Annotated in this window: 8 protein-coding genes and 2 pseudogenes; 5 read left to right on the top strand and 5 right to left on the bottom strand. The window is 71.6% G+C overall.

Translation table 11 applies throughout. The features are described from left to right. Positions 1 to 170: 170 nt before the first annotated feature. The 3 genes from ACIQ87_RS12970 to ACIQ87_RS12960 form a co-directional block, all read right to left on the bottom strand. Positions 171 to 1,697, bottom strand: coding sequence for an ArnT family glycosyltransferase (locus ACIQ87_RS12970; RefSeq protein ID WP_402405500.1), 1,527 nt, complete (start codon positions 1,695 to 1,697; stop codon positions 171 to 173). A gap of 149 nt (positions 1,698 to 1,846) precedes the next feature. Then, positions 1,847 to 3,754, bottom strand: a complete 1,908-nt coding sequence (gene dxs, locus ACIQ87_RS12965; protein ID WP_402405498.1) for a 1-deoxy-D-xylulose-5-phosphate synthase — start codon at positions 3,752 to 3,754, stop codon at positions 1,847 to 1,849. Positions 3,755 to 4,042: 288 nt separating this feature from the next. Then, positions 4,043 to 5,221, bottom strand: a complete 1,179-nt coding sequence (locus ACIQ87_RS12960; RefSeq protein ID WP_402405496.1) for an ROK family protein — start codon at positions 5,219 to 5,221, stop codon at positions 4,043 to 4,045. A 470-nt stretch (positions 5,222 to 5,691) separates the two neighbouring features. On the opposite strand from ACIQ87_RS12960, the gene ACIQ87_RS12955 reads away from it, so the two are divergent. Both ACIQ87_RS12955 and pepN read left to right on the top strand, forming a co-directional pair. Then, positions 5,692 to 7,359, top strand: a complete 1,668-nt coding sequence (locus tag ACIQ87_RS12955; RefSeq protein ID WP_402405494.1) for a PQQ-binding-like beta-propeller repeat protein — start codon at positions 5,692 to 5,694, stop codon at positions 7,357 to 7,359. A gap of 159 nt (positions 7,360 to 7,518) precedes the next feature. Then, positions 7,519 to 10,098 carry an aminopeptidase N gene (gene pepN, locus ACIQ87_RS12950; protein ID WP_402405493.1) on the top strand — a complete coding sequence of 860 codons (2,580 nt, stop codon included), beginning with the start codon at positions 7,519 to 7,521 and terminating at the stop codon, positions 10,096 to 10,098. Between the two features lie 235 nt (positions 10,099 to 10,333). On the opposite strand, the gene ACIQ87_RS12945 is transcribed toward pepN, so the two are convergent. Then, positions 10,334 to 10,507 (bottom strand): hypothetical protein, encoded by a 174-nt coding sequence (locus ACIQ87_RS12945; RefSeq protein WP_402405492.1) that lies wholly within the window; start codon positions 10,505 to 10,507, stop codon positions 10,334 to 10,336. 74 nt (positions 10,508 to 10,581) lie between these two features. Further along, positions 10,582 to 12,684: a 4-alpha-glucanotransferase gene (gene malQ / locus ACIQ87_RS12940; RefSeq protein WP_402405794.1), complete on the bottom strand. Its 2,103-nt coding sequence runs from the start codon at positions 12,682 to 12,684 to the stop codon at positions 10,582 to 10,584. 493 nt (positions 12,685 to 13,177) lie between these two features. On the opposite strand from malQ, the pseudogene ACIQ87_RS12935 reads away from it, so the two are divergent. From ACIQ87_RS12935 to ACIQ87_RS12925, 3 genes and pseudogenes are all read left to right on the top strand, one after another. Then, positions 13,178 to 13,291 (top strand): annotated as a pseudogene (locus tag ACIQ87_RS12935) (site-specific integrase); the annotation flags it as partial. A 111-nt stretch (positions 13,292 to 13,402) separates the two neighbouring features. Continuing rightward, positions 13,403 to 14,624, top strand: a pseudogene (locus ACIQ87_RS12930) (IS256 family transposase). A gap of 197 nt (positions 14,625 to 14,821) precedes the next feature. Next, positions 14,822 to 15,907, top strand: a complete 1,086-nt coding sequence (locus tag ACIQ87_RS12925) for an IS630 family transposase (RefSeq protein WP_402405491.1) — start codon at positions 14,822 to 14,824, stop codon at positions 15,905 to 15,907. Positions 15,908 to 15,998: the final 91 nt, after the last annotated feature.

Genomic DNA, 15,998 nt, shown 5'->3' with positions numbered 1-15,998 from the left:
GGAGCCCCGGTGACCTGCTGGTCACCGGGGCTCCTCGGTGTGTACGGGGTTCTCGCCCGATGTGTTGTGCACGGGGTTGTCGGGCACCTGCTCCGTGTACGCGGGTCTCGGTGCTATCGGTGCTGTCAGTGCTCTCTGGGCTCTCTGGGCTCTCTGGGCTCTCTGGGCTCTCAGTGCTTGAGGCGGTAGACCACGGTGTCGGCGAAGACGCCGACCATCTCGTAGTGGGTGTCCAGCAGGTTCTCGATCCTGGGGACCATGACCGGCTGGTACGGGGCGATGCCGGAGTCGTCGACCACGACCTCGGGCAGGCCGTTGGCGAGCTCCTTGTCGAAGGTCTGCCAGGCGTTGGAGACGCTGAACTGCTCGCCGACGTTCTGGTTGCCGTCCTTGCCGCCGCTGTAGTTGGTCAGGAAGCCGGCGGTCAGGTAGCGGGTGGCGGGCTTGCGGTCGGCCAGCCAGTAGAGCTCGGGGTGCATGCCCCAGACCAGCACGGTGTCCTTGGGGGTGGTCTGGGCGGCGACGGCGGTGGCCACCTCGGTGGTGCGGTTGAGCCGCTCCCCCGGCCAGGCCAGTGCCAGACACCAGAACACCGTGGCGGCGACCGTGGTGTAGAGCAGAACGGGCTTCCAGCGGATCGCCGAGGTGGCGACCGCCCCGGTGCCGAGCAGGACCAGCGGCGGCATCAGCTGGAGGTAGTAGTGACCGAAGAAGTGGAAGCCCACGCTGACCGCGACGACCGAGGAGAGCAGCCAGACCCACAGATCGGTGGTCGAGCCGTGCTCCTCGCCGGCCACCGGCAACGGGCGGTGGCGGTACTTGAGCCAGAGCCGTCGCCCGACCGGAAGCAGGAAGCCCAGGCCGGCCACGGCCAGGATGGCCGAGTTGCCGAACGCCCGGCCGAGCATCTGGAGCCAGGCACCGCCGAAGGAGGCGTAGTCGCCGCTGCCGGTGACCACCCAGAACAGGAAGCCCTTGGGTTTGGTGAGGATCACCGCGACCAGCGCTATCGGCAGGGTGAAGCCGAACCCGATCTTGAACAGCGCGGGCGGCCAGCGCACCCCGCGTCGGCGGGCGTCCTGGAACAGCATCCAGAGCACCGGCAGCAGCACCGCGCCGCCGGTCTGCTTGGTCAGTGAGCACAGGGCGACGGCGATGCCCGCGGCCAGCCAGCGGCGCCGTTCGGCGTACCGGAAGGCGGCCACCATGGCGGGCAGCATGAAGACCTCGAAGGTCGCCGCCTGGGTGTCCTCCGGGGAGAGCCCGATGGAGACCAGCAGGTAGAGCAGTCCGGCCCCGGCCCCGGCCCGGTTGCCCCAGCGGCCGCGGGCGATCGAGGCCAGCAGGATCGCGGTGACCAGGTGGGCCACCACCGCCAGGGTGCGCAGCGGCCAGAGCGAGGCGGAGCCGAAGACCGCGAAGCAGGCCTGGTAGAGCCAGGGCAGCAGCGGCGGCTTGCGGTCGACCACGGTGTCGTACAGCACCCCGCCGTCCGCCAGCATCCGGGCCTGGGTGGCCAGGAAGCCCTCGTCCGGGCTCCAGACGGGCCGGGCGAAGGAGGGGATGTGGGTGAGCAGGGCGACCAGCGCGAGCACCGGCACCAGCCTGGTCCAGTACCCGCTCAGCACACGGGTACGGACGCGCTCGGGCAGGCGCTCGGCCAGTCCGGTGAGGCGGGGGCGGGTGGGGGTCGACACGGGTGACAACCTACCGGGCGGGACCGGTGCCGATGGCGCCGGTCCCGCCTTTCGGTGCGATTGTCAGCTTGTCTGGCGACGAACTGTTACGGAGTTACGACAAATGGTCGCCGGTGGAACGGAGAGCGGCCCGCGGGGACCGCCCCCGGTCAGGCCTTGACCGGCGCGGCGTCCAGCTTGGCGACCAGCGCCGTCACCTTCCGGGCGATGTCCGGGGCGTTCAGGCCGATCTCGGCCAGGATCTCGGCCCGGCTGGCGTGGTCCAGGAACTCCTGCGGGATGCCGAAGTCGCGCACCGGCAGGTCCACGTCCGCGTCCCGCAGCGCCTGCGCCACGGCCGCGCCGACGCCGCCCACCCGGCCGTTGTCCTCGATGGTGACGACCACCCGGTGCTCGGCGGCCAGGCCCGGCAGGGCCGGGTCCACCGGCTTGACCCAGCGCGGGTCCACCACGGTGGCGGTGACGCCCTGGGCGGCCAGCAGGTCGGCCACCTCCAGGCTGGTGGGGGCCATCGCACCGACCGAGACGATCAGCACGTCGGCGCGGTGGGCGCCGGAGGGCTCCTCGGCGGCGCGCAGCACGTCCATGCCGCCGACCCGGCCGACCGCGGGGACGGCCGGGCCGACCGTGCCCTTGGAGTAGCGGACCACGGTCGGGGCGTCCTTGACCTCGACGGCCTCGCGCAGCTGGGCGCGGACCTGGTCGGCGTCGCGCGGGGCGGCCAGCCGCAGGGTCGGGATGATCTGCAGCATCGACATGTCCCACATGCCGTTGTGCGAGGCGCCGTCGTCACCGGTGACGCCGGCCCGGTCCAGGACGAAGGTGACGCCCAGCTTGTGCAGGGCGACGTCCATCAGGACCTGGTCGAAGGCCCGGTTCAGGAAGGTCGCGTAGACCGCGAACACCGGGTGCAGGCCGTTGGTGGCCAGGCCGGCCGCGCTGGTGACGGCGTGCTGCTCGGCGATGCCGACGTCGAAGATGCGGTCCGGGAAGGCCTCGGCGAACGGGGCCAGGCCCACCGGGTGGAGCATGGCGGCGGTGATGCCGACGATGTCCTCGCGCTCGTGGCCGAGCGCGACCATCTCCTCCGCGAAGACCGAGGTCCAGCTCTGCCCGCCGCCGCTCTGGATCGGCAGGCCGGTCTCCGGGTGGATCTTGCCGACCGCGTGGAAGCGGTCCTCGTCGTTGTTCTCGGCGGCGTGGTAGCCGCGGCCCTTCTCGGTGAGGCAGTGCACGATCACCGGGCCGCCGAAGCCGCGCGCCTTGGTCAGCGCGGACTCCAGGGCGGTCAGGTCGTGGCCGTCGATCGGGCCGATGTACTTGAGGCCGAGGTCCTCGAACATGCCCTGCGGGGCGATGAAGTCCTTGAGGCCCTTCTTGGCGCCGTGCAGCGTCTCGAACAGCTGCTGGCCGACCACCGGGGTGCGCTGGAGCGCGTCCTTGCCCCAGGACAGGAAGCGCTCGTAGCCCTGGGTGGTGCGCAGGGTGGCGAGGTGGTTGGCCAGGCCGCCGATGGTCGGCGAGTACGAGCGCTCGTTGTCGTTGACGACGATGACCAGCGGACGGTCCTTGGCGTCGGCGATGTTGTTGAGCGCCTCCCAGGCCATGCCGCCGGTGAGCGCGCCGTCGCCGATCACGGCGACGACCGGGTCGTTCCTGCCCAGCAGCTGGTTGGCCTTGGCCAGGCCGTCGGCGTACGACAGGACGGTGGAGGCGTGCGAGTTCTCGATCACGTCGTGCTCGGACTCGGCGCGGGACGGGTAGCCGGACAGGCCGCCCTTCATCCGCAGCCGGGAGAAGTCCTGGCGGCCGGTGAGCAGCTTGTGGACGTAGCTCTGGTGGCCGGTGTCGAAGAGGATGCGGTCACGCGGTGAGTCGAAGACCCGGTGCAGCGCGATGGTGAGCTCCACCACGCCGAGGTTGGGGCCGAGGTGGCCGCCCGTCTTGGAGACCTCGGTCACCAGGAAGGTCCGGATCTCCTGGGCCAGCGCGGCCAGCTGTCCGGGCGTGAGCCGGTCGAGATCGCGCGGTCCCCGAATGCGGGTCAGCAGGGCCACCCGTTCCTCCTCGTTCAGTGTTCGCGGACCACGGACGGTCCGACGGGCGTCGCTGCCCGGTCCGGTGGCACGCCGACGGTCCCGGGCGGTGCCGACCGGTCGAGTCTAATGTCCGCCTGCCGAACACCGAGCGGCGCGCCCGGCACCACTGTTCGGTCGTGCCGTTCCGGGAGGTCGGGCAGGGAGGCGGGTCATCTCAGATTGACGCACATGCGTTCGAGCGTCTTTATGCGGTCGCTCGGGACCGACCGTCCGGAGGCCGCCACTCGGCCGCCCCGGCCGGCGCCGTCACGCGCGGCCGAGCGCGCCGGACTCCCCCATCTCGCTCATCACCAGGGCCAGCGCGCCGAGCACCTCGGCCCGGCCGCCGAGGGTGCCGGGGACGACCGAGAGCTGACGGGCGGCGCTCGGGATCGCGTAGCGGGCCACCGAGTCCCGGATCGGGGCGAGCACCAGCTCGCCGGCCTCGGCGAGGTCGCCGCCGAGGATGACCCGGCGGGGGTTGAGCAGGTTGCACAGGGTGGCGACGCCGGTGCCGATCTGCCGGCCCGCGTCGGCGATCACCCGGCGGCAGCCGAGGTCGCCCTGCTGAGCCAGCTCGACCACCCGGGGCAGGCTGAGGTCAGGGCCGAGGGTGGAGACCAGCAGCGAGAGCAGGTAGCGGGAACCGACGAAGGTCTCCAGGCAGCCGCGGTTGCCGCAGCGGCAGACCGGCCCGGCCTCGTCCAGGGTGATGTGCCCGATCTCGCCCGCGGTGCCACCGGGACCCCGGTAGATCTGGCCGTTCACCACCAGCCCGGCGCCGACACCGCTGGCGACCTTGATGTAGGCGAGGTCGCTCAGCCCGCGCCCGGCGCCCCAGACCAGCTCGCCGAGCGCGCCCAGGTTGGCGTCGTTGTCCACGTGCACCGGCATGCCGAGCCGCTCGGCCAGCTCCCGGCCCGGGGCGATGCCCGTCCAGCCGGGCAGGATCGCGGTGGAGCCGAGCGCGCCGGTCTCCACGTCGATCGGGCCGGGCACGCCGAGGCCGACGCCGATCACCTTGTCCGAGCGGAACCCGGCCTGCGCCAGCAACCGCTCGACCATCGCCTCGGCACGGTCGAAGCCCTGCTGGGCGGAGACGTCCACGTCGATCGGGGCGCTCTCCTCGGCCAGCACCCGGTGGGCCAGGTTGCCGACCGCGACGCGCAGGTGGGTGTGGCCGAAGTCGATGCCGACCACGATGCCGGCGTCCCCGCTGAGCGAGACGCTGCGGGCGCGGCGGCCGCCGGAGGAGGTGTCGGCGACCACGACGGTGCCGCTCTCCTTCAACTCCCGCACGATGTTGGAGACGGTGGCCGCGGACAGGCCGGTGCCGCGGGCGATCTCGGCCTGGGTGAGCGACCCGGCCATCCGCACCGCGCGGAGCACCCGCTCCAGGTTCGCCCGGTGCAGTGACGACTGCGAGCCCGGTGTGTCCGTCGACATGATCCACCCTCCCAGGGCGGGGACCCCTCCGCCGGGTGTCCCCTTCAACTCCTGAAGGGTACGGCCCGGGGGCCGGGCCGGGGATCCCGGCCGGAAGGCACCGGAGTGGAAGGGAGCGCGGAGGGCGGCGGGACGGCGCGGGCCGGGACAGCGGGCGCCGGCGTGGGGGCACGGTGATCGGGGGGTGAAGGTGTTGCACGGCCTGGACCTGCGGGGACGGGGAACCGCGGTCCTGGCGGCGGCCGAAAAGCACACACCACTAGCATGGTGCCCACTTCTCACCGTCCCACCGGAGCCGTGGACGGCGCCGGCGGGGGACGCTTCCAGACATGACGGGGAATCAGATGGCAGGGGATCACCCTACGCCGGGGGCAGCCGAAACGCCCGGCAGCGGTCCGCAGGACAACCGGGGCGTCTCGTTCGGGCGCCCGCCGGGCGGCGGTGTGGATCCGGCCGCCGTCGCGGACCAGATGACGCAGCTCGACGGCGCGGCCGTCCCCGGCCCGGCCGCGCCCGCGGGCCCGCCGCCCGCCCAGCCACCGGCGCCGCCCGCGCAGCCGCCGGCACAACCGCCCGTCGGCAGCCCGGAGTACGCGGCGTACGCGCCGACCGCGACCGGGTTCCCCACCCAGGCCCCGCCGCCGCCCGGCGCCGCACCGGTCGGCCCGTACGACCCGGTCCCCGGTGCGTACGGCGCCCCGGACTCCGGGCAGGCCTACAACGCGGGCGGCTACAACTACCAGCAGCAGCCCGGCTACAGCTACCCCGTCGCGCCCGTCGCACCCGTCGCGCCCAAGCAGCGCAACCCCGTGCTGCTGTGGGGCGGGATCATCGGCGGCGTGCTGGCGATCTCGATCGTGATCGCCCTGGTCGTCCTGCTCAAGGACCCCAAGCACGACACCGACCCGACCCCGGGCCCGGTCGCCGGCGGCGACACCGGCGGCACCGGCGACGGCGGGACCGGCCCCACCCCTCTCCCCAAGGGCGGCACCTTCAACGTCGCCTGGAGCGCCCCCAAGCCGGCCGGTGCGGACGGCTCGCCCCAGATGCTCGGCATCTGGGGCACCGACAAGCTCGCCGTGCGCGTCGACAGTTCCGGCATCAAGGCCTACACCCTGGCCGACGGCAAGGAGGTGTGGACCATCCCCGTCCCGAGCGGCAGCAAGGAGGTGTGCACCGCCTCGTACGGCGCCAACTCCAAGGGCGTCGCCGCCGTCTCCTTCAACACCGGTGACAGCGACTGCTCCACCGTCGGCGCCGTCGACCTGGCCCAGGGCAAGCTGCTCTGGAGCGTCAAGGTCTCGGCCGACCGGATGTCCTCGCCGACCCTCAGCGTCACCGACAACGTCGTCGCCGTCGGCGGCAACGCCGTCGGCGCCCTGAACATCGCCAACGGCCAGCCGGCCTGGCAGTACCAGCCGCGCGACAAGGACTGCGTCCTGCGCGGCAAGGCGGCCGGCGCCCAGATCGCGGTCAGTGACCGCTGCTACGGCAACAGCGGCCCGAAGTCGCAGCTGGTCATCGTCAACGCCGAGACCGGCAAGCCGGCCAGCACCCCGGTCACCCTCACCGGCAACATCGAGCAGGTCGACTCGGTCGTCCAGGACAAGCCGCTGGTCCTGCTGATGTCCAGCGGCCCGCAGGGCGACTACATCCTGCCGTTCGACAAGGACAACAAGCCGGGCAACCAGATGTCCGTCAAGGAGCCCGGCTCGGACAGCCTGCGGCTCTCCGGCCAGGACGAGGCCGTCACCCACAACGTGGTCAGCGGCACCACGCTGTACGTCCAGGTCAGCGGCAGCAAGGCGGGCATCAACGCCTACGACCTGACCACCGGCAAGAGGCTGTGGTCGGCCAACTCCGGCTCGACGAGCAACGACATGCGCCTGGTCGCCGGGACGGACAAGGACGGCAAGGTCCGCGCGATCGTCGACCAGGGCTACAACAAGCCGGCCCGGCTGGTGACGCTCTCGCCGACCGACGGCTCGATGACCGACCTCGGCACCATGACCATGCCGAGCAGCATGAACATCGGCAGCAGCAGCAACGAGTACATGATCTCGGAGGACGGCGCCGCGATCTACGCCTTCCGCCGCCTCAGCTCCAGCGACGGTCCGCTGACCAAGTGGAAGAAGTGACGCCGGGGTGACCCCGGGGGCATGACCCCACGTCGTGACCGACCCGGCGGGGCGGGAACGGGCAGAGCGCCCGGTCCCGCCCCGCCGTGATTTTCCGGTCGCCCCGTACGTTGGACGTGCGAGGATTCGGACCATCAGTCTGACAAAGGAGTGCAGCGAGTGCCCGGCACAAACCTGACCCGTGAGGAGGCCCGCACCCGGGCCGACCTCCTCCACGTGGACGCGTACGACATCGAGCTCGACCTCGGTTCGGCCCGCGAGGGCGGCACCTTCCGGTCCACCACCGTGGTCCGGTTCACCGCCACCACCCCCGGCGCGGAGACCTTCATCGACCTCGTCGCCCCGAGCGTCGAGGAGATCACCCTCAACGGCGTGCGGCTCGACCCGGCGAGCTTCGCCGACAGCCGGATCCCGCTGCCGGGCCTGGCGGCCGAGAACGAGCTGCGGGTCGTCGCGAACTGCGAGTACACCAACACCGGTGAGGGCCTGCACCGGTTCGTCGACCCGGTCGACGGCGAGACCTACCTGTACACCCAGTTCGAGGTGCCGGACGCCCGCCGGGTCTTCGCCAACTTCGAGCAGCCCGACCTGAAGGCCGCGTTCGCGTTCACCGTGACCGCGCCCGCGGGCTGGGTCGTGGTCTCCAACTCGCCGACCCCGGAGCCGGTCGGCGAGGGCGACACCCGGGTCTGGACCTTCGAGCCCACCGGCCGGATCTCCAGCTACATCACCGCGCTCGTCGCCGGCCCGTACGTCGGGGTCTTCGACACCTACGAGAACGGCGAGCAGAAGGTGCCGCTGGGCGTCTACTGCCGGCCCTCGCTGCGCGAGTACCTGGACCCGGAGGCCGTCTTCGAGGTCACCAAGCAGGGCTTCGACTACTTCCAGGAGAAGTTCGACTTCCCGTACCCGTTCGCCAAGTACGACCAGCTCTTCGTCCCGGAGTTCAACGCCGGCGCGATGGAGAACGCGGGCGCCGTCACCCTGCGCGACCAGTACGTGTTCCGCTCCAAGGTCACCGACGCCGCGTACGAGGCCCGCGCCGCGACGATCCTGCACGAGCTCGCCCACATGTGGTTCGGCGACCTCGTCACCATGGAGTGGTGGAACGACCTCTGGCTCAACGAGTCCTTCGCGACCTACGCCGAGGCGGTCTGCCAGGCCGAGGCCCCCGGCTCCAGGTGGCCGCACTCCTGGACCACCTTCGCCAACCAGATGAAGACCTGGGCGTACCGGCAGGACCAGCTGCCGTCCACCCACCCGATCATGGCGGACATCAACGACCTGGAGGACGTCCAGGTCAACTTCGACGGCATCACCTACGCCAAGGGCGCCTCGGTGCTCAAGCAGCTGGTGGCGTACGTCGGCCAGGACGCGTTCTTCCAGGGCGTGCAGGCGTACTTCAAGCGCCACGCCTGGGGCAACACCCGGCTCAGCGACCTGCTCGGCGCCCTGGAGGAGGCCAGCGGCCGCGACCTCAAGGCCTGGTCCAAGGCCTGGCTGGAGACCGCCGGCATCAACGTGCTGCGGCCCGCCGTCACCGTCAACACCGACGGTGAGATCGAGTCCTTCGCGGTGCTCCAGGAGGCCCCCGCGCTGCCCGCCGGCGCCAAGGGCGAGGCCGTGCTGCGCCCGCACCGCATCGCGATCGGCCTGTACGAGCTGAACGGCGACGCGCTGGTGCGCACCGACCGGATCGAGCTGGACGTCGACGGCCCGCGCACCGAGGTGCCCGAGCTGGTCGGCCGCCACCGCCCGGCCGTCGTGCTGCTGAACGACGACGACCTCTCCTACGCCAAGATCCGGCTGGACGAGGACTCGTTGGCCGTCGTCACCGAACACCTCGGCGGCTTCGCCGACTCGCTGCCGCGCGCGCTGTGCTGGGCCTCCGCCTGGGACATGACCCGCGACGGCGAGCTGGCCGCCCGCGACTACCTGTCGCTGGCGCTGTCCGGCATCGGCCGCGAGAGCGACATCGGCGTGGTGCAGTCCGTACACCGCCAGGTCAAGCTCGCCCTCGACGCCTACGCCGACCCGCAGTGGCGCGAGCAGGGCCTCGAGCGCTGGGCCGCCGCCGCGGAGGAGCACCTGCGCGCCGCCGAGCCCGGCAGCGACCACCAGCTGGCCTGGGCCCGCGCCCTCGCCTCGGTGGCCCGTACGGACGGTCAGCTGGACCTGCTCGCCGGGCTGCTGGACGGCTCGGTCGAGGTCAAGGGCCTCGCCGTGGACACCGAGCTGCGCTGGACGCTGCTGGTGCGCCTCGCGGCCACCGGGCGGGCCGACGAGGCCGCCATCGCCGCCGAGCTGGAGCGGGACAACACCGCGGCCGGCCAGGAGCACGCGGCCACCTGCCGCGCCGCCCGGCCGACCGCCGAGGCCAAGGCGCAGGCCTGGGCGTCGGTGGTGGAGTCCGACAAGCTGACGAACTATGTGCAAGAAGCGGTCATCGCGGGCTTCCAGCAGTCCGACCAGCGCGAGCTGCTCGCGCCGTACGCGGCCAAGTACTTCGCGGCGGTGAAGGGCATCTGGGAGACCCGCAGCCACGAGATCTCGCAGCAGATCATCGTCGGGCTGTACCCGGCCCTGGAGGTCACGCAGGGGACGCTGGACACGACCGACGCGTGGCTGGCCTCGGCCGAGCCGGCGCCGGCCCTGCGGCGCCAGGTCGTCGAGTCGCGGGCGGGCGTCGAGCGCGCGCTCAAGGCCCAGGCGGTCGACCGTGCGGCGGGGGCCCGCTGACGGTGCGCGGATAGCCCGAAGGGGCGCCGGACGGGATCGTCCGGCGCCCCTTCGGGGTTGGTGCGGGCCCTGGGTGGACGCGTACGGGTTTTGGTGGACGCGTGTGTCCGTGGCGGAGGCGTGTGTCCGCAGCGGAGGCGTGTGTTCGCGGTGGACGCGTGGTCCGTGGCGAACGCGTGCTTCCGTGGCGGGCGCGTGCGTCCGTGGCGGACGCCGCGGTCGCCTCTACGCGGAGTTACTTCTTCTTGCCCTTGCCGTAGGGCAGGCCGGCCAGACCGGCGATCACCGCGAAGGCGACGAGCGGGAGGAACACGAACAGGCCGAGGGTCTGGCCGACGCTCAGGCCGGAACCGGGGTCGTCACCGTCGTCCCGGGTGAAGGCCATGGCGGGCGACGACAGCAGCATCATCAGCGTGACCGTTGCGCAAACCGCGCCGGCTCGCAAAGCGTTCCTCTTGTCCACGTTTCCAACTTACTCGCTGCTTATGGGAGGGCGCGCGTCGGGGTCCGCCTGACGGAGTCGGGCAGGGCGAGGAGCTGCGCGAGCAGGCCGGCTGCGGGGGCGGCGGCGAGGCGTTCGAGGGTGACCGGGTCGCCGGCGCCGTCGGCGACCGGGAGGCGCCAGTTCGGGTACTGGTCCCAGGTACCGGGCAGGTTCTGCGGGCGCGGGTCGTCGATCAGGTCCGGCAGCCAGACCCCGACCAGCTCCGCCGGGGTGGCCCGCAGGAAGCGGTACAGCACCGGCATCGACAGCGGCTCGTCCGGGCCGATCAGCCCCAGCCGGGCCAGCTCGGCCCGCCAGTCCGCCAGCTCCGCCGCCGCCCGCTCCTGCTCCTCCCCCAGCGGCCTGGCCAGCAGGCCCAGCCGGTGCCGCAGCTCGACGTGCTCGCCGGAGAGCCGGGCCGCGGTGCTCGGCAGGTCGTGAGTGGTGAGGGTGGCCAGGCAGCCCGGCCGCCAGCGGTCCGGGTCCAGGATCGCGCCGTCGGCCTGCCAGTCCCGCTCGAACCAGAGCACCGAGGTGCCGAGCACCCCACGCGCCGCCAGCTCCTCCCGCACACCCGGCTCCACCGTGCCGAGGTCCTCGCCGATCACCGCCGTACCGGCCCGGTGCGCCTCCAGCGCCAGCACGCCGAGCATCGCCTCCGCGTCGTAGCGCACGTACACGCCCTCGGTCGGCGGGTGACCGTTCGGCACCCACCAGAGCCGGAACAGGCCCATCACATGGTCGATCCGCACCGCCCCGGCGTGCCGGGCGGTGGCCCGCAGCAGCTCCGCGAACGGGACGTAGCCGGCCTCGGCGAGCGCGTCCGGGCGCCACGGCGGCAGGCCCCAGTCCTGGCCGTGGGCGTTGAAGGCGTCCGGCGGGGCGCCGACCGAGATGCCGCCGGCCAGCACGTCCTGCAGCGCCCAGGCGTCCGCGCCGTCCGGATGGACGCCGACCGCCAGGTCGTGGATCAGCCCGACCGGCATGCCCGCCTCGCGGGCCGCGCGCTGGGCGTGGGCGAGCTGCTGGTCGACCTGCCAGGCGAGCCAGCGGTGGAACTCGACCCGCTCCGCCAGCTCCTTCTCCGCCCGCTCCACCTGGGGGCCGTCCGGGTGACGCAGGCCCTTCGGCCAGTGGTGCCACACCGGTCCGTGCTCCTCGGCCAGGGCGTTCCACAGCGCGTGCCGGCGCAGCCACTCCCCCTCGCGGCGCCGGTACGCCTCGTACTCGGCCTGCCGCCCGGGGCCGCGCGGCACCTCGTGCAACAGCTCCAGCGCCTCGCGCTTGAGCCGCCAGACGGCGTCCCGGTCGATCAGGGCGTCGTGGCCGAGGACCTCCTCGCGCAACCGGGCCGCGCGGCGGGTCAGCTCCTCGGCGTGGTCGCGCCGGTCGCCGTCCAGGTAGGCGTACTCGGGGACGGCCTCGATCCGCAGGTGCACCGGGTCGGCGAAGCGGCGCGAGGACGGACGGTACGGGGAGGGGTCGGAGGGGGTGCCGGGAAGGGCCTGGTGCAGCGGATTGATCTGCACGAAGCCCGCGCCGAGCCCGGCCCCCGCCCACCGGGCCAGCTCGACGAGGTCGCCGAGGTCGCCCATGCCCCAGGAGCGCTCGGACAGCACGGAGTACAGCTGGGCGAGGAACCCCCAGCCGCGGCCCGGGAGTTGCGGCAGCCGTTCGGGGGCGACGATCAGCGCGGCCCTGGCGGTCCCCGTGGTGGTCTCCGCCGTGAGCACGTGGCGGCCCAGCGGGAGGTCCCCCGGCACCCAGTGCGAGTGCCCGCGCGGCAGCTCCCAACTCCCGCCGTCCTCCAGCTCCACGAGCAGCCGGGCGTCGGCCGGCAGGTCCAGCGCGGTGCGCCGCCCCTGTCGCACCACCACGCAGGGCGGCAGCAACCGGCCCCGCTGCTCGGCCCGGTGACGCTCCAGCGCCTCCCCCACCTCCTGCGGCGACCCGGCCGCCACCCCCATCGCCCCCAGCACCGCCACCAGCGTCCGCGCCCCCACCGCCTGCCCACCCGGCCCCGGATACCGGGTGTCCACCCCGTACGCCTGCGCCAGCGCCACCAGTTCGGCGGGCGGCGGCGGGGCATCCTGCGCCGGCACCTGCTCGGCTCCGTCACTGTCGTGGTAAGCGGCCACTCGCGGCTCCTGCGATGTCTCGGCAACGCCCGGTCAGGACAGCCACAGTCCTACCCGCGTGACGCCTCGATCACCCAGCGCGACACAGCGTCAACCGCTCCGGACACGACGAAGGGCCCGGTTCGGAACAACCGAACCGGGCCCCTGACACTCGAACCGGACCTCCTCAGGCCTGGACCTGAGGATCACCGAACCGGTGGAGCTCCACCGCGACACCCCGCCGACGGGCGAAATTCGCGACGCCCTCCACGGCGGCCTCCAGTGCGGCCCTGAGCTTTTGGAGCTCGGAGTTCCGCCGCTCCTTGTCGGGCGCGGCCTCCAGTGCCTGCCAGGCCGCCCGACAGCCTCTTCCAGCGGACCGATCTCCTCGTCGTACTCGATGAGGTCGTCCAGCTCGCAACCGGGCCGACGGCCCTGTGCGGCGGCCATGTCCAGCTGGGCGGCGACGGATACGAGAGTCCGCGTGGGCACATCCCGGCCCCGCCGCTTCGAACCCCTCACCACCGCCGAGGCCCGTCAGTTCCTCATTGCCACCGGCGGCCACCGGCTGAACGCACTCCTCGAGCTCGCCCGATGGTGTCCCGCTGAGTGGTGTAGCAGGGATCTTGACGTGACCCCTGGTCATAAAGGAGCCATCGCGCAACTCTCCGAGTAGGCATGCTCGTTGAGTGAGAGGTGCGCGATGGCCTTGTCCCAGTCTGACCTACTCCGCCTCATGGAGTCACTGCGTACGGCAGACGGAATCGAGTTGATCAGGACCCTGGCCCAGCGGCTCCTGCAGGAGCTGATCGAGGCCGAGGCCACCGCTCGGATCGGCGCCGAGCCCGGTGAGCACACCGACGCCCGCACCACCTGGCGCAACGGCCACCGCGACAAGACCCTGACCACACAGGCTGGCGACCTGGAACTGGCCATCCCCAAGGTCCGCTCCGGCAGCTTCTTCCCCAGCCTGCTGGAGCGCCGGCGCCGCATCGACCAAGCCCTCTATGCGGTCATCATGGAAGCCTACGTGCTGGGCGTGTCCACCCGATCGGTCGACGACCTGGTCAAAGCCCTCGGCGCGGACACCGGCATCTCCAAGAGCGAGGTCTCGCGGATCTGCGCGGACTTGGACGACCAGTTGACCGCCTTTCGGGAACGGCCGCTCGACCACACCCGCTTCCCCTACGTCTACCTGGACGCGACCTACTGCAAGGCGAGGGTGAACCACCAGATCGTCTCCCGAGCCGTGGTCGTCGCCACCGGCATCACCGAGGACGGCGGCCGCGAAGTGCTTGGGCTGATGGTCGGCGACAGCGAGACCGAGCTGTTCTGGGCCGAGTTCCTGCGCTCTCTGCGCGAACGCGGTCTGACAGGGGTTCGGCTGGTCATCGGCGACCACCACAGCGGCCTGGTCAAGGCGATCCGCAAGGTCATGCTCGGCGCCGCCTACCAGCGCTGCCGCGTCCACTTCGATGCGCAACACCTTCGCGGTCATCCCGAAGGAGGCCGGCGAGACGGTCGCCGCGACGATCAGGACGATCTTCGCCCAGCCCGCCGAAGCCGCGGTCCGGGCCCAGCTGGACACCGTCGCCGACATGCTCGGCAAGCAGTTCCCCAAGGTCAGCCAGATGCTGCTGGAGGCCAAGGACGACCTGACCGCCTTCGCCGCCTTCCCCGAACGACATTGGAAGAAGATCCAGTCCACCAACCCGCTGGAACGGATCAACCGCGAAATCAAACACCGCACCGACGTCGTCCAGGTCTTCCCCAACGACGACGCGCTCCTGCGACTGGTCACCGCCGTGCTCTTCGAGATGCACGACGAATGGATCGCCTTCCCCCGCCGCTACCTGCCCGAGGCCAGCATGGAGAAGATCTACCCCACCAGGCCCGACCGCAACGAACTCCCGCCCACTTCCTGACCGTTGGCGTACGACCACTACACCACTTCATGGGACACGACCCAGGACACGCCACCAGCGCGTACACCTGACCAAGCCCTACTAGTGAGCTGGTCTTGAGATCTGCGGTCGCCACGTGAGGCGCTTCGCGTCACAGTTCCGGTGTTCTCCGCGCTCCGGGTGGTGACATGGCGTCAGCCCTGCAGTCTGCTGTCCGTATGGGTGACAGCAGACTGCGGCCGCTAATCCTGTCGGAATCGGAGCGGCTGACCTTGCAGGGATGGGCGACCCGACGCAGGACCGCCCAAGGGCTCGCGATGCGGGCGCGAATCGTGCTGGCTTGCGCGGAGGGCGGCAGCAACATCGCGGTGGCCGCCCGGTTAGGGGTCAACCGGGGCACCGTCAACCGGTGGCGGGCCCGGTTCCTGCACGAGCGTCTGGACGGTCTGGCCGACGAACCGCGGCCCGGAGTCCCGCGCACCATCACCGACGCCCAGGTGGAAGAGGTAGTGGTGCGCACGCTGGAGGAGACGCCGGAGGGCTCCACCCACTGGTCCAAGCGGGAGCTGGCCGCGAAGGTCGGCATCTCACCGTCGAGCGTGCTGCGAATCTGGCGGGCCTTCGGGCTGCAGCCCTGGCGGACGGAGACCTTCAAGGTCTCTCCGGACCCACTGCTGATCGACAAGATCCGGGACGTGGTCGGCCTCTACCTGGCCCCGCCGGCGAACGCGGTGGTCTTCGCGGTGGACGAGAAGCCGCAGATCCAGGCCCTGGAACGGACCGCGCCGGTGCTGCCGATGTTGCCCGGGGTCCCCGAACGCCGCAGCTTCGACTACGTCCGCCACGGCACCGTGGATCTGTTCGCCGCGCTGAACGTCGCCACCGGCAAGGTCATCAGCCGAGTGTCCGACCAGCATCGCTCCGTCGACTTCCGGGACTTCCTCGACGAGATCGACCGCCAGACCGAGCCGGACCTGGCGGTCCACGTGATCTGCGACAACCTGTCCACCCACAAGTCACCCGTGGTGCACCGCTGGCTGGTCGCGCATCCCCGCGTCCAGCTGCACTTCACACCGACGTACTCGTCCTGGATCAACCAGGTCGAGCGGTGGTTCGCGGAGCTGGAACGGCGCTGCCTCGAGCGTGGAGTGTTCTGCTCGCTCGACGACCTGAGGACCACGCTCGAGGACTGGACCAAGAACTGGAACGACAGCGCCCACCCATTCAAGTGGACCAAGACCGCCGACCAGATCATCGACCGAATCTGCCGCTACTGCTCAAGAATCTCCGGACCAGCTCACTAGTAGGGCTTGGTCAGGTGTACGCGCTGGTGGCGTGTCTCGACGAGGCTTTGCGCGTTGATGGTGTGTGACACCTGGGGAGTTGGATCAGGTC

This window comes from Kitasatospora sp. NPDC096204 (assembly GCF_044763205.1).
Lineage (GTDB): Bacteria > Actinomycetota > Actinomycetes > Streptomycetales > Streptomycetaceae > Kitasatospora.
The sequence above is the reverse complement of the archived record's forward strand: the minus strand, read 5'-3'. Positions and strand labels throughout refer to the sequence as shown.

Coding starts and splice junctions, on each gene's coding strand:
- ACIQ87_RS12955 (WP_402405494.1), top strand. CDS start 5,692: ATGACGCAGCTCGACGGCGCGGCCGTCCCCGGCCCGGCCGCGCCCGCG.
- ACIQ87_RS12960 (WP_402405496.1), bottom strand. CDS start 5,221: ATGTCGACGGACACACCGGGCTCGCAGTCGTCACTGCACCGGGCGAAC.
- ACIQ87_RS12925 (WP_402405491.1), top strand. CDS start 14,822: ATGGGTGACAGCAGACTGCGGCCGCTAATCCTGTCGGAATCGGAGCGG.
- ACIQ87_RS12945 (WP_402405492.1), bottom strand. CDS start 10,507: ATGATGCTGCTGTCGTCGCCCGCCATGGCCTTCACCCGGGACGACGGT.